The organism is Myxococcales bacterium, assembly GCA_016720545.1.
GTDB lineage: Bacteria > Myxococcota_A > Polyangia > Polyangiales > Polyangiaceae > JAAFHV01.
Map to the genome: position 1 here is coordinate 35,020 of JADKKK010000010.1, position 25,544 is coordinate 60,563.

Annotated in this window: 19 protein-coding genes; 10 read left to right on the top strand and 9 right to left on the bottom strand. The window is 71.6% G+C overall.

From position 1 onward, the window contains the following. Window positions 1-52 precede the first annotated feature (52 nt). The 5 genes from IPQ09_18875 to IPQ09_18895 all read left to right on the top strand — a co-directional run bounded on the left by IPQ09_18875 (window position 53) and on the right by IPQ09_18895 (window position 5,438). Window positions 53-1,432 carry a tryptophanase gene (locus IPQ09_18875; protein ID MBL0196245.1) on the top strand — a complete coding sequence of 460 codons (1,380 nt, stop codon included), beginning with the start codon at window positions 53-55 and terminating at the stop codon, window positions 1,430-1,432. Window positions 1,433-1,771: 339 nt separating this feature from the next. Then, window positions 1,772-2,812: a hypothetical protein gene (locus tag IPQ09_18880; GenBank protein MBL0196246.1), complete on the top strand. Its 1,041-nt coding sequence runs from the start codon at window positions 1,772-1,774 to the stop codon at window positions 2,810-2,812. A gap of 1 nt (window position 2,813) precedes the next feature. Then, on the top strand, window positions 2,814-3,635 hold the full coding sequence (locus tag IPQ09_18885; GenBank protein MBL0196247.1) for a DUF1566 domain-containing protein: 822 nt from the start codon (window positions 2,814-2,816) through the stop codon (window positions 3,633-3,635). Beyond that, on the top strand, window positions 3,632-4,144 hold the full coding sequence (locus IPQ09_18890; protein ID MBL0196248.1) for a DUF1566 domain-containing protein: 513 nt from the start codon (window positions 3,632-3,634) through the stop codon (window positions 4,142-4,144). Before IPQ09_18885 ends, IPQ09_18890 begins: the two co-directional genes overlap by 4 nt. 28 nt (window positions 4,145-4,172) lie before the next feature. After that, window positions 4,173-5,438, top strand: a complete 1,266-nt coding sequence (locus IPQ09_18895) for a protein kinase (GenBank protein ID MBL0196249.1) — start codon at window positions 4,173-4,175, stop codon at window positions 5,436-5,438. Between the two features lie 126 nt (window positions 5,439-5,564). On the opposite strand, the gene IPQ09_18900 is transcribed toward IPQ09_18895, so the two are convergent. Next, window positions 5,565-6,239: a TlpA family protein disulfide reductase gene (locus IPQ09_18900; GenBank protein MBL0196250.1), complete on the bottom strand. Its 675-nt coding sequence runs from the start codon at window positions 6,237-6,239 to the stop codon at window positions 5,565-5,567. Window positions 6,240-6,353: 114 nt separating this feature from the next. After that, window positions 6,354-7,931 carry a radical SAM protein gene (locus IPQ09_18905; protein MBL0196251.1) on the bottom strand — a complete coding sequence of 526 codons (1,578 nt, stop codon included), beginning with the start codon at window positions 7,929-7,931 and terminating at the stop codon, window positions 6,354-6,356. A gap of 1,328 nt (window positions 7,932-9,259) precedes the next feature. Here IPQ09_18905 and IPQ09_18910 point away from each other — a divergent pair. Both IPQ09_18910 and IPQ09_18915 read left to right on the top strand, forming a co-directional pair. Next, complete coding sequence (locus tag IPQ09_18910) at window positions 9,260-10,546, top strand: thrombospondin type 3 repeat-containing protein (protein ID MBL0196252.1); 1,287 nt, start codon at window positions 9,260-9,262, stop codon at window positions 10,544-10,546. A 140-nt stretch (window positions 10,547-10,686) separates the two neighbouring features. After that, window positions 10,687-11,418 carry an FHA domain-containing protein gene (locus IPQ09_18915; protein MBL0196253.1) on the top strand — a complete coding sequence of 244 codons (732 nt, stop codon included), beginning with the start codon at window positions 10,687-10,689 and terminating at the stop codon, window positions 11,416-11,418. A gap of 58 nt (window positions 11,419-11,476) precedes the next feature. Here IPQ09_18915 and IPQ09_18920 read toward each other — a convergent pair whose 3' ends face one another. Next, window positions 11,477-12,208 (bottom strand): response regulator transcription factor, encoded by a 732-nt coding sequence (locus IPQ09_18920; GenBank protein ID MBL0196254.1) that lies wholly within the window; start codon window positions 12,206-12,208, stop codon window positions 11,477-11,479. A gap of 217 nt (window positions 12,209-12,425) precedes the next feature. Here IPQ09_18920 and IPQ09_18925 point away from each other — a divergent pair, with 217 nt between their 5' ends. Both IPQ09_18925 and IPQ09_18930 read left to right on the top strand, forming a co-directional pair. After that, complete coding sequence (locus IPQ09_18925; protein MBL0196255.1) at window positions 12,426-13,415, top strand: thioredoxin domain-containing protein; 990 nt, start codon at window positions 12,426-12,428, stop codon at window positions 13,413-13,415. A gap of 45 nt (window positions 13,416-13,460) precedes the next feature. After that, window positions 13,461-14,207, top strand: coding sequence for a 3'-5' exonuclease (locus IPQ09_18930; protein ID MBL0196256.1), 747 nt, complete (start codon window positions 13,461-13,463; stop codon window positions 14,205-14,207). A 33-nt stretch (window positions 14,208-14,240) separates the two neighbouring features. Here IPQ09_18930 and IPQ09_18935 read toward each other — a convergent pair whose 3' ends face one another. From IPQ09_18935 to IPQ09_18950, 4 genes are all read right to left on the bottom strand, one after another. Then, complete coding sequence (locus IPQ09_18935; GenBank protein ID MBL0196257.1) at window positions 14,241-14,999, bottom strand: hypothetical protein; 759 nt, start codon at window positions 14,997-14,999, stop codon at window positions 14,241-14,243. An 89-nt stretch (window positions 15,000-15,088) separates the two neighbouring features. Then, on the bottom strand, window positions 15,089-16,309 hold the full coding sequence (gene manA / locus IPQ09_18940; GenBank protein MBL0196258.1) for a mannose-6-phosphate isomerase, class I: 1,221 nt from the start codon (window positions 16,307-16,309) through the stop codon (window positions 15,089-15,091). An 8-nt stretch (window positions 16,310-16,317) separates the two neighbouring features. Next, window positions 16,318-17,244, bottom strand: a complete 927-nt coding sequence (locus tag IPQ09_18945) for a DUF481 domain-containing protein (GenBank protein ID MBL0196259.1) — start codon at window positions 17,242-17,244, stop codon at window positions 16,318-16,320. A 53-nt stretch (window positions 17,245-17,297) separates the two neighbouring features. Continuing rightward, window positions 17,298-19,199 carry an OmpA family protein gene (locus tag IPQ09_18950; protein MBL0196260.1) on the bottom strand — a complete coding sequence of 634 codons (1,902 nt, stop codon included), beginning with the start codon at window positions 19,197-19,199 and terminating at the stop codon, window positions 17,298-17,300. Window positions 19,200-19,355: 156 nt separating this feature from the next. Between IPQ09_18950 and IPQ09_18955 the strand changes: the two genes are divergently transcribed. Beyond that, a complete protein-coding gene (locus IPQ09_18955) occupies window positions 19,356-21,341 on the top strand; it encodes an ABC-F family ATP-binding cassette domain-containing protein (GenBank protein ID MBL0196261.1) in 1,986 nt (661 codons plus the stop codon). A gap of 10 nt (window positions 21,342-21,351) precedes the next feature. Here the strand turns inward: IPQ09_18955 and IPQ09_18960 are convergent, their stop codons facing one another. Together IPQ09_18960 and IPQ09_18965 are read right to left on the bottom strand one after the other, a co-directional pair. After that, window positions 21,352-24,834 carry an AgmX/PglI C-terminal domain-containing protein gene (locus IPQ09_18960; GenBank protein ID MBL0196262.1) on the bottom strand — a complete coding sequence of 1,161 codons (3,483 nt, stop codon included), beginning with the start codon at window positions 24,832-24,834 and terminating at the stop codon, window positions 21,352-21,354. Between the two features lie 135 nt (window positions 24,835-24,969). After that, the gene (locus tag IPQ09_18965; protein MBL0196263.1) at window positions 24,970-25,515 is read right to left on the bottom strand and encodes a hypothetical protein; all 546 of its coding nucleotides are present in this window, start codon (window positions 25,513-25,515) and stop codon (window positions 24,970-24,972) included. Window positions 25,516-25,544: the final 29 nt, after the last annotated feature.

The window sequence follows — 25,544 nt, forward strand, 5'->3', positions numbered from 1 at the left end:
ACGACACCGCCGTCGAGCGACGAGGGCACGTCGCCCGCGTGGAGGATTGCCTGTGAAGACCATCATCGAACCCTTTCGCATCAAGTCGGTCGAGCCCATTCGCATGAGCACGCGGGAGGAGCGAGAGGCCGCCCTTCAGGAGGCGGGGTACAACCTCTTCGCGCTGCGCTCGCGAGACGTGATGATCGATCTCCTCACCGACTCGGGCACGGGGGCGATGAGCGCCGAGCAGTGGGCGGCGCTCCAGCGTGGCGACGAGAGCTACGCTGGCTCGCCTTCGTTCACCAGGTTCGAGTCGGCGGTGAAGACGCTCTTCCCCTTCAAGCACGTGATCCCTACGCACCAGGGCCGCGCCGCCGAGAAGATCCTCTTCTCGGTGATAGGCGGGCCGGGGAAAGTGTTCCCGAACAATACCCACTTCGACACCACGCGCGCGAACATCGAGCACACGGGTGCGCGCGCGCTCGACCTCGTCATCGCCGAGGGGCGCGTCCCGTCGCTCGAGCACCCCTTCAAAGGGAACATGGATCTCGGCGCGCTCGACGCGGCGATCCGCGTGCACGGCGCAGAGAACATCCCCGCGGTGCTGGTCACCATCACCAACAACTCGGGGGGCGGGCAGCCGGTGAGCCTCGAGAACCTGCGCGGTGTGCGCGCCGTGTGCGATCGCTACCGGCTTCCGCTCGTTCTCGACGGGTGCCGCTTCGCGGAGAATGCCTGGTTCATCCGCGAGCGCGAGCCCGCGTGCGCGCACATGAGCGTGCCCGACATCGTGCGCGAGGTGGCGGCGCTCGCGGACGGCATGACGATGTCGGCGAAGAAGGACGGCCTCGCGAACATCGGCGGGTGGCTCGCGATGAACGACGACGAGCTCGCGCGTAAGTGCCGCAACGTGCTAATCCTCACCGAGGGATTCCCCACCTACGGGGGGCTCGCGGGCCGCGATCTCGAGGCGATCGCGCAGGGGCTCGCCGAGGTCGTCGACCACGACTACCTGCGCTACAGAGCCCGCTCCACGGCCTACCTCGGCGACGCGCTCCGCGCGGCCGGCGTGCCCATCGTCGTGCCGACCGGCGGCCACGCGGTGTACATCGACGCGCGCGGCATGCTGCCGCACATCCCGCCGTTGGCCTACCCGGGGCAGGCGCTGGCGGTCGCGCTCTACCGAGAGGGTGGCGTACGCGGCTGCGAGATCGGCACGGTGATGTTCGGGCGTCAGGCTGACGGCAGCGAGCGGGCCGCTGCGATGGACCTCGTCCGCCTCGCGATCCCCCGCCGCACGTACACGCAGAGCCACATCGACTACGTGGCCGAGGTGGCGCGCGAGGTGGCCACGCGGCGCGAGTCGTTGACGGGCTACCGCATCGTCGAGGAGCCGCCGCAGCTCCGGCACTTCACCTCCCGCTTCGCGCCCGTCGCCTCCTCTCACTAGAGCGCCGAACCGCTCGATTCGGGCGGCTTCTTCGCTCGGCGTTTCGACGAGTTACGTCGCCGTGCTTCGTGGCTTCTCCTCGGCTGACAGCAGCAGGACTCGTCGTCGCGCTCGCGGGGCTCGCAGCTCGGCGAAAATCCTCGCTCATCGAGCGGTTCGGCGCTCTAGCGGCCCAGCCAGCGAGCCAGGTCTCGGTTCAGTGGGTGTCGCGGCCCAGCACCCGTCTGCGAGGCCCCTCGGGAGAGCCCGCAAACTTGACACAGGCGCCCACGTGGGACGATCCTGCGGAGGGCGGCTCGCTCAGCGGCGGTGTCGGCCCCTTAGGAAGAGAGAGACTCCGTGCGGTCCCGTGGAAAGTTTGGGTCCTGCCTGCTCGCGGCGGCCATGATGGCCTCGTCGGGGGGCGCGCTCGCGCAGACCGCGCCGTCGGCGGCCGATCTGCAGTCGGCGCGCGCCGCGTTTCGGCAGGGCATGGAGCTGCGCGCGGCGGGGAAGACGGCGGAGGCGCTGCGGCCGCTGCGCACGGCCCACGACCTCGCGCACACCCCGATCACCGCGCTCGAGCTCGGTCGCACGCTCGTCACGCTCGGCCGTGTGGTCGAGGGTACCGAGGTCCTGCTCGAGGTGCAGCGCCTGCCGAAGGCCTACGACGAGTCGGCGAGAGCCGCGGCCGCGCGGGTCGAGGCGGAGAAGCTCGCCACCGAGAGCGCCGCCCGCGTCGCGACGTTGCGGGTCGTGCTCGAGGGGGCGTCCGCCGACGCTCAGGTCCAGATCGACGGAGAGGCCGTGAAGCTGGTCGCGCTCTCGGTTGGGAGAAAGCTCGATCCTGGGCCCCACACCGTGGTGGCCGCGAACCCGCGGGCTCCGGGGGCGACCGCGAAGGTCGATCTGAAGCCAGGCGAGACGCAAGACACCACCCTCCGCCTCGAGCCCACACCCAAGGCGCCGCCCGTCGTCGTCGTTCCGCCGCCGCCCGCCGTGGTCGTTCCGCCGCCGCCCGCCGTGGTCGTTCCGCCGCCACCACCCCCCAGCACCACTTGGCGGACCGTGGCGATCGCGGGGTTTGGGGTGGCGGGGGTCGGGGCGCTCGTCGGCGCCATCACCGGAGGCGTCGCGATGGGCGCCGCGAGCGCCGCCAAGACCGCCTGCGCGGGCACCCAGTGCCCAAGCGACACCTTCAGCCGCATCGAGTCCGGTCGCGGCGCCGCGACCGTCTCGACCGTCGCCTTTGCGGTCGGCGGCGCGGGGCTCGGCGTCGGGGTGCTCGGCTTGCTCATGAAGCCCGCGGGGCACGAAGCGCACCACGCGGCGGGCGCGGGGGCCGTGCGCGTCGAACCCTGGCTCTCCGTGGCCTCCGCTGGCGTTCGAGGGACCTTCTGACATGCGTCATCCTGCCCAGTATCGCTCGTGGTTGCGCTCGTGGCTGCGGCGGCCACGCGTCGCTCCGGGCGGCCGCAACGCCCTCGCGCTGGGCTTCGGCGCGGTGGTCGCGTGCTCGGCCTGCGCGGCGCTCGTCGGCTTGGACAAGGACTACACCGACTGCGGCTCGTCGCCGTGCGCGGACGCGGCGCCCTCTACGCCGCCTCCCGACGTCGCGCCGCCTGTCGACGCGGGCGACGCGGGCGACGCCGGGAGCGACGGGCCGGACGCCGCGCTCGACGCAGGGGAGACGGGCCCGGCCTGCCCGGGGTTCGCGGACGCCGCGTCCACCATGGTCGATAACTCCATGATCCAGTTCACTATTCCTGGGCCAAGCACCTTCCCTCTGGGCGCCGACCGGTACGACGCGAGCGCCGGCGCCGACGGCGGCATGGCGTACGACTCGGTGTCGGGGCTCACGTGGGAGCGGTTCCCCGAGGCCACGCCGGGGACGGGCCAATTCACGTTCGACGAGGCGCGGGCCTACTGCACGACGCTCCGCCTCGGCGGCCACTCCGACTGGCGACTCCCCACGCGCGGTGAGCTGATGAGCCTGACCGACTACCGTTACGTCCAGCCAGCGCTGGACCGGGCCACGTTCCCGCAGGTCTTCGATGAGTTCGGGGGATCGATCCAGCGGGGGTATTTCTGGACGGGCACGCTGGTGGCCGACACCCCGACTCACGCGTGGGCCGTCGGCGCCGATGATGGCTACTTCAACATCGCCGACCGCAACTGCCCCAAGGAGGCGTTCAGTTGCCCGCACGTCCGGTGCGTCCGATGACCTGCGCGCGCACGCTCACCTCTCGGGCCAGGCGTCTCGCGTTCGGGCTGTTCGCGTTGGGGCTGTGTCTCGGCTCGATCACACTCTCCGCCCCTCTGCGCGCGGACGCGCCGCCGGGCCGCTACCAGCTCCGCGCCTGCGGGACGGTCGTGTTCGACACGAAGACCAAGCTTGAGTGGCAGCGCGGAGAGAATGCGCCAGCGGACGTGGCGAACGCGTTTGGCGTCTGCGGCACCCTGCCGCTCGACCGTGGCGGCTGGCGCGTGCCGACCATGCTCGAGCTGTCGTCGATCCAAGACCTCGCGACCTCCTCGCCCGCGATCGATCGGCGCGCCTTCCCCGACACGTCGAGCGCGAACTTCGCGACGGCGTCGCAGCCCGTCCCGGGAACGAACCCGCCCTCATACTGGGTCCTGAGCTTCAAGACCGGAGTGCCCGACGTAGCCATATCCACCACGCCCGGCGCGAGCGTGAGCTCCCGCTGCGTGCGGAGCCTGCGGACGCCGTGACTCGGCACTTCCGCTGGGAGGGCCGCCCGTGGCGCTCGAGGTAGGTCAGCTCGTGACCCCGTCGCTGCGCATCGTGCAGCGCCTTGGGGCCGGCGGAATGGGCAGCGTCTGGATCGCCGACCACCTGACGCTCCACACCCAGGTGGTCGTGAAGATCATGTCGGTCGAGCTCGCGAACAAGCCCGAGGCGGTCGCACGATTCAAGGCCGAGGCGAGCGCGGCGGCCAAGGTGAAGAGCCCCCACGTGGTCCAGATGCTCGACCACGGCATCGCCGAGGACGGCTCGCCGTACATCGTGATGGAGCTGCTCGAGGGCGCCGACCTTCGCTCGTTCTTCCGCGCGGGGAGCCTGAACCGCAAGCAGATCGTGAGCGTGGTGATCCAGGTGGCCAAGGCTCTCGGGAAGGCCCACGAGAGCGGCGTCATTCACCGCGACATCAAGCCCGGCAACATCTTCCTCTGCACCGGCGACGGCGACCATTTTGTCAAGATTCTTGACTTTGGCATCGCGAAGTTGAACTTCCCCGGCGACGACGGCGGGCACACCCAGACCGGCATGATGATCGGCTCACCGCCCTTCATGAGCCCCGAGCAGCTGCGCGGCGACAAGGCGCTCGACCACCGCGCAGATCTCTGGTCGCTCGCGGTGGTGCTGTTCCAAGGGCTCACCAAGAAGCGACCCTTTGAGGGCGACAGCGTGGCGGAGCTCGCGGTGGCCATCCACACCCCACCTCCGCCGCGAGCGTCCGCCCTCGACCCGACGCTGCCTCCCGCGCTCGACGAGTGGTTCGCGAAGGCGTTCGCGCAGCAGCCCAAGGACCGCTTCCAGTCGGCGCGCGAGCTCGCCGAGGCCCTCGAAGAGGCGATGTCCGGCGTGCCCACGGGCTCCGCGATGGGGCCGGTCGCGTCGGTCGATGGAGTGCGCGTCGTCACGAGCGCCGCCCCTGGGCGACGCTGGCCCGCGCTGCTCGCCGGCAGCGTGGTGCTGGCCGCGCTCGGCGCCTTCGGCGTGGTGAAGCTGGGGCCCCGCGGGGGCGCCACGGCTTCGTCGAGCGCTCCCCGCCCGGCCACGGCGCCGCTGGCCCTGCCGAGCGCGGTGACTCCGGCCGCATCAACGGTCGTCGCGGCGCCGACGACGAGCCCCGTGCCGAGCGGGAGCGCGGCGCCGTCCGGCAGCGCCAAGGCGGCGCCCAAGGTCGTGCCCAGCGCCACTCCCGCCCCCACGGGCGTTTCGAAGGGCCGCGACGCGGGCAAGGCCGTCGCGCCGCCGCCGGGCGACTTCGACATCAAGTGAGGGGCGTCCTCCGCGCGCTCTCAGGCCCCGCTCAGCCCCGCTCAGCTCAGCCCCGCTCAGCCCCGCTCAGCCCCGCTCAGCCCCGCTCAGCCCCGCTCAGCCCCGCTCAGCCCCGCTCAGCCCCGCTCAGCCCCCCGTGAGCGACTCGCAGGTGCGCGCGCCCTCGCCGCGGGGCTTGCCGTCCTCGATCTCGATCGGGCAGTAGCCGCCCACTCGGATCTGGTCGATGAGCTGCACGATCGCCGAGGAGCTCCAGTCGCGCGCCCCGTCGAAGCGGGCGCGGACCACGCCGCGCTTGTCGATGATCCACGTCTCGGGGAAGAGGTGCGTGCCGTACTTCTTGCCGACCACGGCCGCCTCCGGGTCGAACAGGACCGGGAAGGGAGGCTCCTCGCGCAGCACCGCCTTCAGCGTGTCGCGCACCGCCTCCGGCCCCTCGTCGGTCGACACGGTGACCACGACGACGTCGCCCTTCTGTCGCACGATCCGCGCGAGATCGGCGATCTCCGGCATTTCCTGGAGGCAAGGTCCGCAGGTCTTTGTCCAGAAGTTGAGGACGACCACTTTCCCCCGAAAGCTCTCGAGCGAGACCGAATTGCCCGCCATGTCTTTCAACACGAAGTTCGGGGCGAGGCGGTTCGCGTTCGCGTAGGTGGGCGCGAGCATGCAGGTGGGCGTGCAGCGCCGGCGCGTCTCGCCCTCGCGCGCGACCGAGACGAAGCTGTAGACGCCGACGGCGGCCAGCGCGACGAACGCGAGCTGCGCGATGGGAGCGAGTGGCGAGGTTGCGGGGGCCGCCATGGAGGACTCGCTAAGTAGCAGGGCGACGGCGAAGTTCAAACCATCGCGGCGCGCACGCCGAGGTCGCGACGCGTCCGTGCAAGGCCGCCGTGCGGTCGCCCCCGTGGCGACGGCTCACACCGCCGCGACCGCGAGGCTCCGCCGGCGCTTCCCGCCAGGGCCGAGGCGGGTCTCGAGCTCGGCGAACGCGCGCTTGTAAGCGTGAAAAGCCCCACCCGCGCGCACGGCCTCGAGCATCGCGAGCCCCTCGGCCTCCCCGCCCTGCGCGAGCACGTACTCCACCCAGGCCCACTTGGCGCTTGTCGAGCGCACGTCGGCGCGACCGCGGAGGCCCCGCGTGAGCCGGTCGAGCCGCTGCTTCACGACGCCGATACCCGCGAACGGCTCGCCGTCCAGGGGCGTGTTTCGCTTGGCGCAGAACGGCGCAATGCCTAGGGATATTGGGACGATACGCGAGAGCTCGGTCGTGAACGCCACGCACTCGTCGATGTCCTCGTCGGTCTCGCTGGGCAGGCCGATCATGAGGTAGAGCTTCAGGCGATCCATCCCGTGCTTGCGCGCCCTCTCCGCGGCGGCCACGAGGTGCTTCACCTTGGCCTTGCGCTCCAGCGTCGCGCGGAGCCGCTCGCTCGGGCCGTCCATGGCGGTGGTCAGGGTCTTGTATCCTGCACGCTTCAACGCGCCGACGAAGTCGTCGGAGAGGCGATCGGGGCGGAGCGACGAGAGCCCCACCTCGCGGCCCTGGTCGGCCAGCGTGTTCACGATCTGGACGATGCGCGGGTGGTCGCTGACCGCCGCGCCGACGAGCCCGACGCGCTTGGCGTCTTCGGGGATGAGCTCGAGGATGCGTTCCATCGACGCCATGCGCATGCCGCCGTTCGTGGAGCGCCGCATCACGCAGTACTTGCACATGCGGGAGCAGCCCCGCTCGGTCTCGAGCAGAAACATGTCGGCGAGCACGGTGTGCGGTGTGCGAATGGCCGCCCACGCGGGGATGAGGGCGTCGTCGACCTTGGCCACCGTTGGCAGGATCGCCCCGTGGTGATCGGGCACGTACACATGCGGGATCTTCGCGAGGGCAGCGAGCCGCGCGGAGCGCCCGGGCGTGCTCTCGAGCACCCGCAGCACCTCCACCACGAGCTCCTCCGCTTCGCCCACGATGACGGCGTCGGCGAAGGCCGCGAGCGGCAGCGGGTTCGAGAACGTGAGCGGGCCGCCCATGAGCACGAACGGGTGCGCGTCGTCGCGGTCGCGGCGCAGCGCGGGGAGCCCCGCGGCGTCGAGCAGGCTTATCACGCCGGCGATCTCGAGCTCGTACGCGACGCTGAAGGCGACGACGGGGAAGTCGGCGAGGAAGCGCCGGCTCTCGTAGCTGACCGGGCGACCCTGCTCGGCGGGCGCGCTCTCGGCCTCGTCGTCCAGGAAGACGCGCTCGCACCCGAGGCCCGGCGCCTCCATGATGGCGCGGTAGATGCGCTGATAGCCGAGCGAGCTCATTCCCGCCGCGTAGGGCGACGGGTAGGCCAGGCCGACGGTGAACGGGGCCTGCTTGTCCAGGCGCCCGATCTCGTCGGCGAGCCGTCGCCGGATGCGCTCGCGGAGGACTTCAGGGGAAGGCACGTGGCGCTCTTCTGACGGATTTCGCGGCGAACGGCAAGGCGGGCGCCCGGGTCCCTCCGTCGGTGCGCTCATCGCCAGGCATCGCCCGCACGCTAGCCCTTACTCATTGGCACCCCTCGATCGAATGGCGGCGTGCGCGGAGGCCGAGTCGGCGCTATCATCGCGGCGCTCTTTCTGGGCGCCTCCGCGCCGCGCTAGAGCGGTCCCCGAGCCAACGAGAGCGAGAAACAATAATGAAGCGCTGGTCCTACCTTCTCCTACCCCTCCTCACCGGCGCCACCTACGTCGCCGCTTGCTCCGACGGCGGGACGCCTGGGACCACGGAAGACGGCGGGACCACGCCCGTGGTCGATGGCTCCACGCCCCCCCCCACCGACGGCGCGAAGCCCGATCCCGACGGCGGGAAACCCGACGGTTCGCCCCCCGGCTCGGGCGCCTCGTGTCTGCAGACGAAGACGGGCACGAAGGGCGTGGTCCTGAAGGGCACCGTGCTCCTCCCGGAGACCATCGCCGAGGCGGGTGAGGTGTTCTACGACGCCGACAAGATCCTCTGCGCGGGGCCGGACTGCTCGACCACGGCGGGCTACGCGGCGGCGTCGGTCATCACCTGCACGAACGCGGTCATCTCCCCCGGCCTCATCAACGCGCACGACCACATCTCGTTCGCGAACAACCCGCCGAAGGGCCACGGCACCGAGCGCTTCGAGCACCGCCACGACTGGCGAAAGGGCATCCGCGGCCACAAGAAGATCTCGGTGGCTGGGAGCGCCTCCACGGACATCGTCCGCTTCGCGGAGCTCCGCTTCATCATGAGCGGCGCCACGTCGACCGCGGGCGCGGGCGGCGCGGCGAACCTCATGCGCAACCTCGACAGCAGCGCCGCGCAGCTCGAGGGGCTCGGCACCAAGCTCGTCGACTCCGACACGTTCCCCCTGAAAGACAGCGATCCGCCGAGCACGCTCGTCACCGCGTGCGCCTCGTACCCCACGACGCGCCGCACGACCGCGAGCATCGACGCGCTCGACGGCTACCTTCCGCACATCTCCGAGGGCATCGACGACGCGGCGCACGCCGAGATGACCTGCCAGAGCGACGCGACCACGCCCCACAACCTGCTCCAGAAGCAGACCGGCGTGGTGCACGGCATCGCCGTGACCCCCGCTCAGGTCGCGAAGCACCGCGACGCGCAGACCGCGCTCGTGTGGTCGCCGCGCTCGAACGTGGACCTCTACGGCGACACCGCCGCCGTCGCGATGTACGACAACCTCGGTGTGCAGATCGCGCTCGGCACCGACTGGGTCGCCTCGGGCTCGATGAACATGTCGCGCGAGCTGCGCTGCGCCGACGAGCTCAACCAAAAGTACTTCAACAAGCACTTCACCGACAAAGCGCTCTGGAAGATGGTCACCCAGAACGCGGCGTTCGCGACGGGTATCTACAAGGTCGCGGGCATGCTGAAGGCGGGCTACGTGTCCGACATCAGCATCTTCGACGCGTCGAAGAGCAAGGGCTACCGCGCGGTCATCGACGCGGGCGTCGAGGACACCCTGCTGGTCATTCGTGGCGGCAAGCCCCTCTACGGCAACGCCGCGGTGCTCGATCTCGCCGCGGTGGGCGGCGGCACGTGCGAGGCCCTCGACGTGTGCGGCGTCCCGAAGAAGGCCTGCGTCGAGCTCGACACCAACAAGGGCACCACCCTGGCGAAGATCCGCACCGCCGGCGAGGCGATCTACCCGCTGTTCTTCTGCAAAGACAAGGTCCCCACCAACGAGCCCTCCTGCGTGCCGTACCGCGCCTCCTACACCGCGGGCATCACCGCCACCGACAAGGACGGCGACGGCGTGCCGGACGCGACCGACAACTGCCCGAGCGTCTTCAACCCGCCGCGGCCCATGTCGGGCGCGACCCAGGCCGACGCCGACAACGACAACATCGGCGACGCCTGCGACAAGTGCCCGCTCACGACCGGCGAGAGCTGCACGCCCCCGTCCGCGGACGACATCGACGGCGACGGCACCCCGAACGGCGTCGACCCGTGCCCGGAGCTCGCCAACGCGACCGACTGCAGGCCGCCGCCGCCCCCCTCCACGCTGGTGACCGCCACGGAGCTGCGCGATCCCGCGGCGGCCGGGCACCCCGCGATCGGAACGCAGGTCCGCGTCGAGAGCTTGTACGTCACGGCGCTCCGCACGGCCGACAACGACAAGGGCTTCTACGTCCAAATCAACTCCACCGCGCCCATGAGCGGCTTCTTCGTCAGCACGGGCACGGTCCTGCCGACCGTGGCGATTGGCAATCAGGTCACGATTGAGGGCAAGTACGCCGAGACCTTCGGCGTCACCACGGTCACGAACCCCATCATCACGGTGGTCACGCCGTCGACCACGCTCCCGTTCTCGCCCGTGGTGGTGACCTCGGCCGACTACGCGGTCGACGCGACCGCGGAGCCCTACGAGGGCATGCTCTGCCAAATCAACGCCGCGCAGGTCTCCATCACCAACCCCGACGCGCCGAACGACTACGGCGAGACCCAGCTCGACGGCGTGCTCCGCATGGATGACGCGTGCTACCCGGCGCTCGACAACGTCTTCGCGGTGGGCACGGCCTTCCCGAAGGTCGTGGGCATCTGCGGGTATTCGTTCTCGCAGCGCAAGATCTGGCCGCGCTCGGGAGCCGACCTGCTCTGAGCGTGCGCTCCTGATCGGGTGAAGGAGGCCGGTGGTCCCGCGAGGGCTCACCGGCCTCTCGCTTTCGATGTTCGCGACGGCAGCCGGGCGCCATCGAGCGGCTTCCTTTGGGGGGGCGGTCTCTCTATGCTGCACCCAGAATGCGACAACGGCCCGTGTACCTCCTGGCGCCTCCGGGAGACGACCTCATCGCCATGCAGCGCTCGATCGCGAGCCTCAACCTCGCGTGCGTCCCCATCCGAGAGGGTCAGCCCGTCCCCCCGAACCAGGCGGCGGCGATCGTCGTGCACGTGCTCGTGTACGATCCGCTGGACGGCATCCGGAAGGCCTGGGCCGCCGGTGTGCCCGCCGTGCTCGCCTCCAGCGTCATGAACCTCGGCGGCTCGATCGGCGCGACGTGGGACGAGTCCACCCAGCAGCGCGCGCTCTTCTGCCGCGCCGACGCCTACGTGTGGCGTGACGAGAAGCTGAACGAGGCGCTCTACCAGGTCATCAACGAGGCGCGCGCCGCTCGCGCGCAGGGCCCGCTGCGCCTCACGTACCTCGGTCGCTCCGGGGCCGACAGCTCCGTGGGCGACGGCCCGCGCATCGGCTCGGTGATCCAGCTCCCCACCGAGGGCGGCATCCTCATCGGCCGCGGGCCGCAGGCGAACGTCGATCTCGTCGCGCGCGCGATCGCCCGCCAGCACGTCCGCATCGAGCGCCCCGATCGTCGCGCGTTCGTCATCGATCTCCACTCGGCGAACGGCACGTGGATCCACCGCGCGGGTCAGGTTCAGCAGGTCAACCCCGGCTCGCCCACGCCGCTCATCCGCGGCGACGAGCTCATCCTCGCGGGCTTCTTCCGCTTCCGGCTCGACGGCGCGCCCTGAGGTCGTCTGCGTCGCGGTCTCGCCGAGGTCGTCGCGCCGCTCGTGACTCGGCCGCCGCTCAGCGATATGCGTCGAGCGAGCGGCGCAGCATCCCCAGCACCCGCGCACCCAGCTCGGCGCCGCGGAAGGGGCGCGCGAGGTAGTCGTCACACCCACACGCGTACGCCTGGACGATCTCGCGCGGGCACCGCTTGGACGACACGAAGAGCACCGGCAGGCGGCCAGGTCGATCGGCGCGGAGCTTCTGCGCGAGAGCGCGCGCGCCCTCGCCCGGCAGCGCGAAGTTCACCACCGCCGCGTGGAGCGGGCCGCGCTCGGCGAGGGCCTCTGAGCCGCTGGCGAAGGGCACCACGTCGAGGCCTTGCGAACGGAGGGTGTCGTTCAGCTCCGCGAGCGTGCTCGCGTCGTGATCGACGAGGGCGATGCGGAGGCCCGGGGTGCGCAGGCTGCGCGGCGGTGCCTCATCGGTCTCAGGTGGGGTCGAGGGGGCGCTCGGGCGGGTCGACGGGTGGGTAGAGCCCCGGCTGCTTGGGGGCGCAGTGAGGTGCTCCACGTGCTCCCACTCGCGCTCGCCGAAGCAGAGCACCGTCCGGTCGCCCCGGCGACAGCCGAGCGCGGCGGTGGCGGTGAGCGCGCGCCGATCGCTCGCGAGCTCGAGCTCCACGAGGACCCACTCGCCGTCGGCCACTTCGGCCGCGGCCGGGGCCGGTAGCTGACAGGCGCCGTCTTGGTCCGCGAGGATCGCGGCCAGACCGGCAGGGCTCTCGAACCGCAAGTGAATGCTGCGCATGAGCAGCCCTTTGATAGCGCATCGGCCCTCCCACGCAACCTCTCCGCGCAGTCTCAGGAGTTGCCACCGAGCCGCCTCCGAGCCCGCGTCCCCGACGGCGCGTCCATCGCCCAGGCTGGCGCACGTGGGAGCCCGGGCCGCGCCCCACGGCGAGCGGCGCCGTACGTGGCCGTTTGTCCGTCAATTCTCCCGTGGTAAGGGACCAGAGGTGATGGGCATGAACGTCAAGAGTGTGGGCCTGGTCGTCACCCTGCTGGCCTCTCTGTCGGAGGCGCTCGGCACCTGTCAGAAGTCGAACCCGCAGGGCGAGGTCGTCAAGGACAAGCCGGAGATCGCCGACGTGAAGGTCGAGGGCGTCGACACGAGCTCCCTCACCGCGCGCGAGAAGAAGGAGTTCTCGACCTACGTGTCCGAGCTCCTGTCGCCCTGCTCGAGCGTGCCCGTCCCGATCGCCCAGTGCGTGAACGAGAAGCGCGCCTGCGCCAAGTGCCTCCCCGCCGCCAAATACGTCCTGAAGGGCGTTCGCGACGGGATGACCCGCGAGCAAGTCGAGAAGGCCTACAAGAACCGCTTCGACGCGGAGCGCGTGAAGAACGTGGCCCTCGACGGCTCGCCCTCCAAGGGGCCCGACGCGGCGCCGATCGTGATGGTCGAGTTCGCCGACTTCGAGTGCCCGCACTGCGGGCTCATGGCGCCGCTCCTCGACAAGGCGTGGGACGAGCACAAGTCGAACGTCAAGTTCGTTTACAAGTTCCTGCCGCTCTCGGGGCACGTCCACGCGGAGCCCGCGGCGAGGGCCGCGATCGCGGCCATGAACCAGGGCAAATTCTGGGAGATGCACCAGAAGATCTACGCGAACCAACAGCACCTGGAGCAGGGCGATCTCGACCTCTACGCGAAGGACCTCGGCCTCGACATAGGCAAGTTCAAGGCCGACATGATCGCGCCGGCCACGAAGGAGCGCCTCGATCGCGACCGCAAGCAGGCCGACGCGCTCGAGGTGAAGGGCACGCCGACCATCTACATCAACGGCCGCGAGTACGACATGAAGACCGAGCTCGGCGAGTGGTTCTCGCAGGAGCTCGCGTCCATGGGCGGGGCCCTGGCTCCGGTGGCGGCGCCGACGGACGCGGGCGCGCTCCTCCTCCTCAAGGGCGACGGGGGCCGCGCGCAAGGCAACGGCAAGGTCCCGGGCCCGCACAAGTGATCCGCGCGGCGAGCGACGCGTGAAGGTCATCAACGCGTGAAGGTCATCTCCGACGGCTGCGGCTGCTTCCCCTCGGGCAGGCACTATCCCGGCATCGCGCACCTGCTGCGGGTCACCGTGCGTGGCCTCGTCGAGGAGCTCGCCGCGGAGACTCCGTGGCACGACGTCCCCATCGCCATGCTCGACGTGGAGACCACCGGTCGCGACTCGGGGCAGGACCGGGTGATCGAGCTCGGCATCGTGGTCGGTCGCGCGGGCGAGGTCGTCGTAAAATACAACTGGATGATCAACCCGGGGCGCCCCATCGCCCCGGACGCGCAGGAGGTCCACGGCATCTCCGACGCCGACGTGGCCAACGCGCCCCCGTTCGAGGCCATCGCCCACGAGGTGCAGCGGGCGCTCGAGGGGTGCGTGCCCGCCGCGTACAACGCCGCGTTCGATCGCGCGTTCCTGCACGCGGAGTTCGCGCGCGTCGGCGCGAGCGCGCCCGCGGTCCCCGGCCCGCTCGCCCCCGCGCTCCGGCGCGAGGTCGAGTGGCTCGATCCGCTCGTGTGGGCGAGGGAGCTCCAGAGCGACCAGCGCTCGCGCACCCTCGTCGATGTGGCCGCCCGCCTCGGCGTGAAGCTCGAGAACGCCCACCGCGCGAGCGACGACGCCGAGGCCGCGCTGCACGTCCTCTACCGGCTCGGCCGCGACGCGCGCGTGCCGCACGTGTACGGCGCCTTCCTGCAGGAGCAGCGCAGGCTCTCGCTCCTCCAGGCCGACGAGCGACGCATGTGGCGCAGCCCCTGAGCGCGCGCGCGTACCCCGCGAGGCGCGCCTCGCCTAAAAATACGTGTAGCCTACATTGCCACCCACGACGACGCGGTCCTGGCCCGCGAAGTACACGTCGGTGCGGAAGGCGAGGGTGAAGAACCCGCGATCGCAGCAGTGGCCGAAATGGACGACCACCTCCGGGCTGAGCGAGGCGCGAGGCGATGGCTCGTTCTTGAAGCCGAACAGATCGATTGTGGTGCCGACTCCGCCGCCGAAGCCCACCGCCCAGCTGCTCGGGTGGACGAGGAGCCGGTAGCCGGTCCGGACCCACATGGCCACGCTCGATCCGCCCACGGGCACGATCGCGGGCTCCAGCATGAGGCGGTTCGGGATGTGCTTGCGCACCACGAAGCCGCCCTTGTCGCGCGAGCACGACAGCGCAGGCCCGAGCTGGAAGGTCCAGGGAAACGAGAGCGTGGCGGCCGGCGTGCTGTCGCGGGTCTGCGCGCCGAGCGAGGGCAGGAGCGTCGCCGCGATGACGCCGCTGGAGCGCGCGATCGCGCGGGTGAGATCGACCCAGGGGCCGCCGAGGAGGGTCTCCTCGCGCTCGGGTTTGAAGGGCACCTTCGGCTGCTCGCGCGCCCACGCGTCGAGCTCCTTGTTGACGCGCGTGTCGAGCGCGTCGCACGCACCGAAGCCGTCGGCGAGCTCGGGCGGCGCCGGCTCGTCGGCCGAGGCCGCGCGCGGCGCGAAGGTGGCCACCGAGAGGAGCGGGCGCGTGAGGTGCGTGAGCGTGAGCCGCGTGAGCAGCGCTTTGCGGCGAGCCATGGCGCGGGCCTTCTATCGCGGACGCGGGGGCGTCGCCACTGTTGCCGGCGCGCCTCGGGAGCGGCGGTCAGCGCGACCGAGCCTGACCGTCAGGCCGGGGAGAGCGCCGTCGTCGCGCGGAACACGGTCGCCCGCGTCGCCTCCGCCGTGACCTCCACGGGCAACGCGCCGGCGGGGAGCAGCGCCGACTCGCCGCGACCGAGCGTGAGCGACGTGTCGCCTCTCGACACGCGGACGGCGCCGCGCGTGACGAGCCAAATCTCGGGCCCGGTCGAGGCCTGCAGCGCGCGCGCCTCGGTCGCGCCGAGCTCGAGCCTCGAGAGCCGAAACTCTCGCGCCGAGGTGAGGTACTCCACGGCCCCCTCGGGCGTCGCGCGTCGCGTGGCGCGTGGCACGCCGCCCGCGCGAAACGAGAGCACCTCGGCGAGGCCGGTGACGTCCACGTGCTTCTTCGTGAGGCCGCCGCGGAGCACGTTGTCCGAGCTCGCCATGAGCTCGATCCCCGTACCCTCCAGGTAAGCGTGTAGATTCCCCGCATCGAGGAAGAGCGCCTGCCCGGGCTCGAGGCGCACCAGGTTGAGCAGCAGCGCCACGACCACGCCCACGTCGCCCGGGTACGCCTCGGCGAGCCGGGCCGTCCACCGCGCCTCGTCGGCGTAGCCCGCGGCCTCGAGCGCGGGCACGCCGCGCGCCACGGCCGCGGCGAGCCCGGCCTTGTCGTCGTGCGCGAAGAGGGCCAGGAACACCGCCCGGAGCCGCTCGCCCTCTGGCTCCTGGCTTGACTCGCGGCCCCGGAGCCGCGCCACGAACGGCGCCGCCTCGGGCGCGCCGGTCGCCGCGAGCAGCCTCGCCGCCGCGTCGGCCGAGCGAAACCCCGACAGCGCCCAGAACGGCGTGAGCGCGCAGAGCACCTCGGGCTTGTGGTTCGCGTCTTTGTAGCTGCGCTCGGGGGCGCTGATCGAGAGGCCCAGGGCCTCCTCCCGCGCGAACCCCGCGATCGCCTGCGCCAGCGACGGGTGCGCCTGGAGCGACAGCGGCGACGCGGCGGCCAGCACCTTGAGCAGGAAGGGCAGCTGGGGCCCGAACGCGCGCTCGGACTCCGCGCCGAGGACCGCGCCCGGGGCCGCGGCGATCGCCGCGTCGAGCGCGGCGTCCGCGCCGTCCACCGTGAGGGTCGACGGCGCGCTCGGGTGCGCGCCCATCCAGAGCTCGGCCTCGGGCTCGTCGCTCGGGGGCCTCCCTTGCAGCGCGGCGATCGCCTCGCGCGAACCCCACGCGTACGCCTTCACGGGATTGCGCAGTCGAAACATGAGCGCCCTTAGAAGAGATTGTAAACTAGGTTGACCGATGCGATCGAGTCGGCCTTCTCCACGGTGGGGAGCGGCTGGTTCTCGTAGCGCATGCTGTAGGCGGTCGCGACCGCCAGCTTGTCCGAGACCTTGGCCTTGAGGCCCACGTCGACGTTGAGCCGGTAGCGGCTCACGGTGTCGTGGAGGTTCTGGATGTACTCGACGCCGCTCACGAAGCTCACCCCCTCGTAGAGCTGGTTCTCGTAGCCGGCGTAGAGGCGCGCGTTGAAGAAGGCCTGCCGCTGCTTCAGCGTGGCGCCCGAGGTCGCGAGCGCCTCGGGGCTGCGGAGATCGAGCTGCACCTGGAGACCGCCTTCGACCCACGCCCGCTGCTTCTTCGTGTCGATGAGGTACGCGGCCACTCCGGGGTCGATCGTGAGGCGGAAGTCGAGGCCTTGGAACTTGTCGTGCCGGCCGGTCGACTGGAAGAACGCCGCGAAACGGTCAGCGAAGAAGTAGTCGTACCGCAGGAGCCCCTGGAGGTTCGCGACCGTGTCGGTGACGGTCTCGCCCTTCTTGCCCGCGCGCGCGTAGTTGCCGAAGAAGCTCGCGCCGAGCTGGTGCTCCTTGCGGCGCAACCGGAGCTTCCCGCCCGCCGTGAGCGCGATGGTGCGCGCGTTGCCGCTCGTGAAGAGGCCGCCGGCGCTGATGGAGGCCTCGGTCGCGTCTTTCGCGGTCTTGTCGGCGGCCTTGGTCGCCGCCGCGAAGGTGTCCGCGGCGGCGACGTCCGTCGCGCCCTTCGTGGCCGGGGCGACGGCCGGCGCCGTCCCCTTCGGGACCGCGACCGGGGGTGGCGGGTCTGCGGCGAGCGCGAGGGTGGGGAGGCTCCCCACGACCAGCGCGCCGCCGGCGAGCAGCGCGACGAGTGAGGGAGCGGTGCGGGGCGAGCGAGGCATGAGCGGGCTCCTTCTGGCCTTCGGGTCGAGCGAGATTCGAGGAGTAGTGCGGCTCATTTCGAGCCCCCCGCGCTGTCGACCTGGAACTCGACGCGGCGGTTCTTGGCGCGGTTCGCGGCGGAGTCGTTCGGCGCGAGCGGCTTGTCCTGACCGAAGCCGGCGGTCGTGAGGCGACCGGCGGCGATGCCCTTGCCCACGAGCCAGCGCTTGACCGAGTCGGCGCGGCCCTGCGAGAGCCGCTTGTTCGCGGCCGCGACGCCCTGATCGTCGGTGTGGCCTTCGATGCGCACGTTCGTGATCTCCGCGTGGGTCTGGAGGATGCCCAGCACCGCGCCGAGGGTCGCGTCGTTGTCGGCGCTCTTCACGATCTCGGCCGTGCCCGTGCGAAACTGCACCTGGTCGCGGATCTGGATGGCCCCGCCCAGGATGACCGCGCTCGGGCAGCCGTGGAGCTTGGGATCGGCAGGGTTGGGCTTCCCGGGCTCGTTCGGGCACGCGTCGAGCTCGTCGTTGATGCCGTCGCGGTCGGTGTCTTCTTCGGGGCAGCCGGAGCGCTTCGACGCCGGATCGGCGCGCCGCGGGCCGGGCTTGTCCGGGCACGCGTCGTCTGCGTCGAGCACGCCGTCGCGGTCGTGATCGGGCGGGCAGCCGTTCCAGAGCGGATCCTCGGAGGCCACGCCCTTCACCTCACCGCACGCGTCCTTCGTGTCGGGGATCCCGTCGCCGTCGCGATCGGGGAGGCAGCCGCTCTTGCTCGCGTCGGCCGAGCGCATGCCGAGCACGTCGGGGCAGGCGTCGACGCCGTCGGGCACTCCGTCGCCGTCGCGATCGCTGGGCGGGGGCGGGCAGCCGTTCTTCGACCTCTCGGGCGACGCGACGCCGGATTCCTTCGGGCACGCGTCGACTTCGTCGGGCACGCCGTCCTTGTCCTCGTCGGGCTCCTTCGGCTCGGGCGGGCTCGCGGGCACCCACTCGAACCCGAAGATGCCGCGCACGACCGGCGCTCCGTACGACTTGGTCAGGCCCGCGCCCACGCCCGCGCTGAGGCGGAGCGAGTCGGTGAGCCCGAAGTGGCCGCCGAGCAGCGCCTCGACCGGTGAGCTGATGCCGTCGGTGTCGCCGAACGATTTTCTCCCGTAGAGTTCAGGGCCTACGACCACGCGGCCGTTCGCCATGCGCAGGCCTGTGGCCAGCTGCGCCGTGAGCTCGTGGCCCACGCGGCCGCCGATGCCGTAGTCACGTCCGTACGCCACGTCGTCGCGCGTGCGGAGGTGGAGGCCCACCTGCGCCGCGTACTGGAACAGGCCCATCTGTCCGGCCGCTGAGAGGCGGGGTGCGACGCGCGGGTTGCCGTCGCCCGTGTACGAGTCGGGCTTGCCGGTGGGCACGAACGCCTGGGCGCCGAGCGCCAAGGTGAGGCGATCGCCATACGCGCCGTAGAGGCGCACGTCGGCGCCGAGGCGCACGTCGCCGAGCACGACCTGCTCCGTCGGCGCGCGGTAGACGCCGAGCTGGGGCGCCTGTCCGCCCGAAGACGTGGGCATCACGGCCTGGTTTCCGTCGCTGAAGAACGCGAGCGGCACCTGGAAGGCCACGCGGACGCGCTCGAACAGCGTGAACGTCGCGCCCGGGTAGAGGAAGGCCTGGTTGCGCACGATCGACGCGTTCACCCCGCCGTCTTCGCGGCGGTCGGCCACCGTGCGGTACGCGTTGCCCATCAGCACACCGAACGCGAAGCGCCCGTGGCCCCGGAGGTCGAGCGACTCCGCGGTGAAGAAGTCGCTCCCGCGCTCGGCTGGGTTCAGGTTGTCGGCGGCGTAGCCCTGGCCCTGCGGCACGAGCTGGGCGTGCGCGCTCGTCGCCAGGGTGGTGGACACGAGGGTGGCGGACACCAGGGTCAGCGTCGCGAGCGCCCGCGGGGGCGACGCACACGCGCGTCGTGATCGTAGGAGCATGGGGAAACCTCGGGGAAGCGCGGCGGTAAGCGCCAAGGCGGCCGCGGCGCGGAGTCTTCGCCGGGTAGGCGCCGGGGGCAAGCGCAATTCGGCGCGAAGCGGCCTTCGCGGCGCAGCGCGCCAGCTCCGCTCGGAGAAGTGCTGTAGAAGGCGCGAATGAGCCTCCTCGGCGCCCGCTCCATTTCCAAGGCCTACGGGGCCCGCTCGCTCTTCGACGGCGTCACGCTCACGCTGCGCGAGGGCGAGCGCGTGGGTCTCCTCGGCGTGAACGGGACAGGCAAGTCGACGCTGCTCCGCGTGCTCGCGGGGCAGGAGCCCGCCGACACCGGCACGCTGGAGCTCCGGCGCAACGCCAAGGTGCTCTACCTCTCGCAGGAGCCCGAGCTGCCCGAAGGTGAGACGGCGAGGTCCGTGGTGGCCTCGGGCCTCACCGAGTGGGAGCGAGCGACCCGCGCGTACGAAGCGCTGAACGAGCGCCTCGCCCGTGGCGACGGCGGCGCAGGCGAGCTCGCGCAGCAGGCCGAGCTCGCGGACGCCGTGGAGCGCCTCGGCGGCTGGGAGAGAGGCCACGTCGTCGAGGAGATGTGCGCGGCCCTGGGGATCACCGCCCTCGACCGCGCGGTGGGCACCATGAGCGGCGGTGAGCGACGCCGCGTCGCGCTCGCGCGGCTGCTCGTCGCCTCGCCGGACCTCGCCATCCTCGACGAGCCAACGAACCACCTCGACGCCGACACCATCGACTGGCTCGAGACCTACCTCACCGAGACCTTCCGAGGCACAGTGCTCATGGTCACCCACGATCGTTGGGTGCTCGACGCGGTGTGCACGCGCGTGTTCGAGCTCGATCGCGGCACGCTCACCGAGTTTGATGGAAACTACACGGATTACGTCGAGAAGAAGGCGGAGCTGCTCGCCCACGAAGAGCGCGCGGAGAAGAACCGCCAGAATTTCCTTCGGCGCGAGACCGCTTGGCTGCGCCGCGGCGCCAAGGCCCGCAGCACGAAGCAGAAGGCGCGCATCCAGCGCGCCGAGGCCGCGATCGCCGACCGCCCGCGCGAGGAGGTCGCCCGCGTGAGCCTCGAGGGGGTCGACGGCAACGTGGCGCGCCTCGGCAAGAGCATCCTCGACCTCGAGGGCGTGAACGTGCGCCTCGGCGAGCGCGAGCTCATCTCCGACCTCACGCTCCGCCTCGTGGCCGGCGATCGCGTCGGCGTGATCGGCAAGAACGGCACGGGAAAGACCACGCTGCTGCGCCTGCTCACGGGCGAGCTCGGACCCACCGGGGGCGCCGTGAAGGTGGGCCTCAACACGAAGGTCGCCATCTTCGATCAGGCGCGGGCCCAGCTCGAGGACGACTGGACCGTGTACGACAACGTGGCGGGCCAGGAGGGCGCGCTCCAGAGCGGCGGCGGTCAGGTCGACCTCGGCGATCGAAAGGTCGACCTCCGCGTGTACCTGGAGGGCTTCCTCTTCGACTCCCACAAGCAGCGCCAGAAGGTCTCGTCGCTCTCCGGCGGGGAGCGGGCGCGGGTGGCGCTGGCGAAGGTGCTCCGCGAGGGCAAGAACCTGCTCCTCCTCGACGAGCCGACGAACGACCTCGACATCGCCACCCTGAGCGCGCTCGAGGAGCTGCTCGAGGGCTGGCCGGGGTGCGCCGTCGTCGTCTCCCACGACCGCGCGTTCCTCGACAACGTGGCGACGGGCATCCTGGCGTTCGAGGGCGACGGCCGCGTGACGCACTACCAAGGCAACTACTCCACGTACCAGTCCCTCAAGGCCGAGGCCGCGGCGCGCGATCTCGCCGCCAAGGCCGCGCTCGAGGCGAGCTCGCAGCGGCGCTCGGCCGCACCCGCGCCGACGCCTACGCGAACGCCTACGCGGAGCGACGGGCCCGGAAAGGACGGACCGAGGGCGCTCACGTACGCGGAGCGGCTCGAGCTCGAGGGGCTCCTCGACAAGGTGGGGCTCGCCGAGGAGGTCCTCGCGAAGGCCGAGGCCTCGCTCGCCGACCCCGAGCTCTACGCGAAGCGCGCGAGCGAGGCGCCCCGGCTCCGCGAGGAAGAGGCCGCCGCGCGTCGCGAGGTCGATCGACTCACCGCCCGCTGGGAGGACCTCGAGGCGCGCCGCGAAGTGAAGAAGTAAGCGCTCGTAACTACTTGGTGATTCGGCCGAGATCGACGTACGCTCGGTCGACCATCACCACGTACGGGCGCTCCTCGAACGTGAGGCCGCCGTCGCCATCGTGATCGATGATCTGCAGCTTTCCCATGCCGTAGCCCATCGGACCGCGCGCGAAATAGTGGGCCTCCAGGCGGTACGGGTAGGCGCGCGCCTCGCGCTTGGCGCGGATCGTGAAGCACTCCGGGCCGTATCCGGTGGTGACGTCGGCGTAGAGGCTCCCGCCGGAGGGGAGGGTGCGGCTGCCGTAGTAGGCGTGGCCGCCCTGGCTGTCGCGAATGTGAAAATCGACGTCGTTCGCGTCGGTCTCCCAGTTCAGCACGAAGCGCAGGCTCGGCGCGTTCTCGACCGTGCCGTGCGCCGCGACCAGGCGCTTGCCGATCTCCTCGCGGCGGCTGGGCTCTGCCTTCTGCCACGCGGCCGCGATGAGGCCGAGGTCCTCGGCGAGGATTTGCTGGACCCCCGCGAAGCGACCGGGCGGGTAGTCCCTCGCGAGGCCCTTCGCGCAGGCCTCGAAGGCGGCCTCGAACCGCCGCTGCTTCAGCAGCGCGAACGCGAGCAGGCGGTGCCCGGCGGGGTGATCGGGGCGCTGCTCCACGGCCTTGGCGTACGTGTCCGCGGCGAGGGCGAGGCTCGGCGCGTCGCCGAGGCGCTCGAGCCTCGCGCCGGCGAACCTGCGCGAGTCGGCGCGGAACCCGAAGAGGTCGATCACGCTGCCGTACGAGCGGGCGGCCAGCGAGCGGTCGCCCGCCTTCTCCGCGGTCTCTCCGAGGGCGACGAGCGCGAGCACGTCGGTGGGCGCGCTCGCCTGCCAGGTGAGCGCGCGATCATGTGCATCTTGCACCTTTCCATCCGCGAGCGCGGCCATCACGTCCTTGAACTTGCCTTCGTAGGGCGGCGTCCCGCCGACGGAGGACTCCGAGCGGTCGACGACGGGGAGGCCAGGCGGGGCGTGCCCCGGGGCCCGCGTCCAGCGGACCGCCGGCACCGGCGGCAGCGGGCGACCGCCCTCCACCTCGAGGTTCACCGCGTACGTGACCGTGACGATGCCCCCCTCCGGCTGAGGAAACGAGAGGTTCTGCACCGCCCGCTGGAGGCACGTCCTCACCTCGGCGTTCGGGAAGCGCGCCGCGGCGGCCGACACCGCGCCGCTGCGATCGACGACGAAGCGCAGCTCGGCTGCGCCGGAGAGCCCGGGATCGCCGCGCAGGCCGAGCTCGTAACAGAGGCGGAAGCGCCCGAAATTCTGCCGGACGATGCGGTGGATGACCTCGGGGGGGAGGCTCCCTCGGACCTCCGTCGGGCCCCCGCGGAGGGTGGGGCGCCCCCGCGCGGCGTGCTCCCCGCCGAGGTGCCCGTGGCCCGCGCCGAAGCCTTGTCCGGTCGTCGCCGCCGCCGTCGCCGCCGGCGCTGCTCCCGCGCCCGTGCCCCCGCCTATGCCGCCCCCCAGACCCCCTCCGTGACCCCGTCCCAGTGTCCCGACGCTGCCGAGGCCGAGCCCCTCTCCGCGCCCGCCGCCTCCCTCGCCGACGCCGCTGAGTCCGAGCCCGCCACCGCCAAACGCGTCGCCAATCGCGTCGCCCCACATGTTGCCGCGCGCGCTCAGGGGATCGCCGCCGCCCGGCTCGGGGGCCTCGCGCTGCGGGGCCTGTCTCGCGATGTGCGGCTCGCCGCCCCGCGTCGCGCCCGCCACCTTCGCTTCCGTCCCCGCTCCGTCGTCTTCGTCTCGGCCGCGTGAGCGGTGGACCACCTGCACGCGGCCGTCGGCGACCGTGAGGATGTCGAGCTTCGCGCGGCGGTCGATGTTGAAGCGCGCGTAGTCCTGGTCGGTCTCGAGCACGAGAAAGGAGGTGTGCGGGCTGACGACGCGGTGCTTGGTCGAGAGGTCGACGATGGCCTTGTGCGTCGCCGCCTCCCCCTGCGACAGCGGCATCGCCACGAGGCTGTCGATCTTCGCCTTGGCCCACGACCGCTCGAGCAGCGGGCGCTCCACCTTGTGAGCGACGGGCCGGAAGGTGTGCCCCGCCGCGGTCACGACGAGGGGGCGCGGCTCCGACAGCTCGGCGTACACGAGCACCTCGTCGCCCGACTGCACGCCGTCGAGCACCCGCGGATACGACCACCGCGCGCCGTCGATCGCGATCGGCACGCCGCGGCTGCACGCCTCGCCGAGCCGCCGCGCGATGACCTCAGCGCCCCGATCAGCCGAGAGGACGACTCCCGAACTCTTGAGTGTATTCGAGGTGATGCGCCGAAGGAATCCCTCGTCGCGGACGCCGCCGACGGCGATCGCGTCGAGCCGCTCGACGCCCGCGCCCGCGAGGGACTCGACCGCGCTCGCGAGCTTCGCCGGATCGGTCTCGCCCGCGGAGGCGACCCCGTCGGTGACGAGGATGACGCGCTTGGTCCCAGGCGCCTTCTGCGCCGCGAGCTTCGCGTGCTGCAGCGCGAGCTCGAGGTTCGACGCGCCGAGCGCCCGCCGCGCGCGCAGCGCCGCCAGCGGGGCCTCGCCGAGGCCGCTCGCGGGGCCTTCGTAGAGCGGCGCGACCTCCTCGTCGAAGGCGTGGACCGAGAGGATCGTCTCCGCCGGCAGGCGCGCGGCGAGCTTCCCGATCAGGGCCGCCTGCTCGGCGAGGTCGAGGGCGCGCGACGCGGAGGTGTCGACGAGCACGACCGCGCGGCCCACCGGCTCGGGCCGCGACTCGGCGAACGGCACCACCCGGGCGATCGCGAGGTCGTCGCTCGCGATGGCGGCGTTGCGGGCGAGCCCGCGCCCTTCGAGCAGGAAGTCGCGTGCCGGGGCGAAATCACGCCGGCGGAAGGTCTTGGGGCCGCCCGTGCCCGCGCCCCCGCGGACCTCGAGCGAGAGGTCCTGCAGCTTGGGCAGCCCGCGGAGCGGGAGCCTGTACGGCGCGTCGCCCTTCAGGACCTCGGAGTACGAGAGGACGATCTCCTTGCGCCCACGCGCCGGGATGGGGAACACGCGCGCCGCGAACTCGTTGCCGCCGCCCTGCTCGAGCAGCGCCGGGTCTTGCTTGCGGTGGAGGAAGTCTTCGTAGGCGCGTCGCGCGGCCTGCTTCTCCACGACCTCGCCCTCCTGCCAGGCGTCGTCGACCTTCATCGCGAAGCGGCTCAGCGAGGCCTCTTGGGGGAGCGTGATCCGAAACTGGCCCTCCAGCTGCCGGTCGAGCGGGTTCTCGAAGACCAACGTGAGCTCGGTGAACGCCAGCGGATCCTCGACCACCGCCGACGCCGCGAGCGACACCAGGGTGAGGCCCGTGCCGTCGCTCGCCGTCAGGGTCATGGGGCTCGCGACACCCGCGAGGCCTTCGTCCGCGGAGGGGATGTCGAGCCCCTCTTGCTGGGCGAGGCGAAGAGCGCGCTCTTCAGTCACCACGGTCGCGCAGGCGAGGGCGGTGACACAGAGGGCGCTGAGGAGGAGCGTGGAGCGGCGCATGGACGTCCTTTTCGCAATCGTTCGCGATCGTTCGCGGTCGTTCGCGCGCGCCCTTCAGCGCACGCGGGGCGCGCGGGGCCGCGCACGAGGGCCTGTGACAGCCCCGAGGCGCGAAAGTTCCCGGTCGCCGCGGGGCTACTCGTCCCAGCCGCCTCCGCTGTCGTCGCCGCCGCCCCAGTCGGTGTCTTCGCTCGTGTTGTCGACGAAGGTGTCTTCGCTCGTGTTGTCGACGAAGGTGTCGACGCTCCCCTCGTCGTAGGACGAATCGCCATACGAAAACGACGAGTGGTTGGTCCAGCTGTGGGTGACGGCCACGCCCGCCGCCGCGCCGAGGAACGACGCGGCGATGTTCCCCACGGTGCCGAGGGTCTGCATCGACTGCGCGTGCGACTGGTGCTGCTGCCGCTGCATCTTGCGCTCGGCGGCGCCCGCGAACGGCTCGCGGCAGGCCAAGCACGCCTGCTGGTTGTGAGGCGAGAGCGCTCCGCAGAAGACGCAGGCGACGACGATCCACGCCTGGCACGCCGGGCACTTCTGTTTCCCCCACCGCGCCGGTGTGCGGCACTGCGGGCAGGGCACCGCGTGAGCCTGCGCCTCTGCGCTGACCGCGCGCTGGCAATACTTGCAGAGCACCGCCTCGCCGTCGTCGGGCGCCCCGCACGAGGCGCAATGGGCGGTCATGCCGTACTCCCTTCGGTCGCGTGGCATAG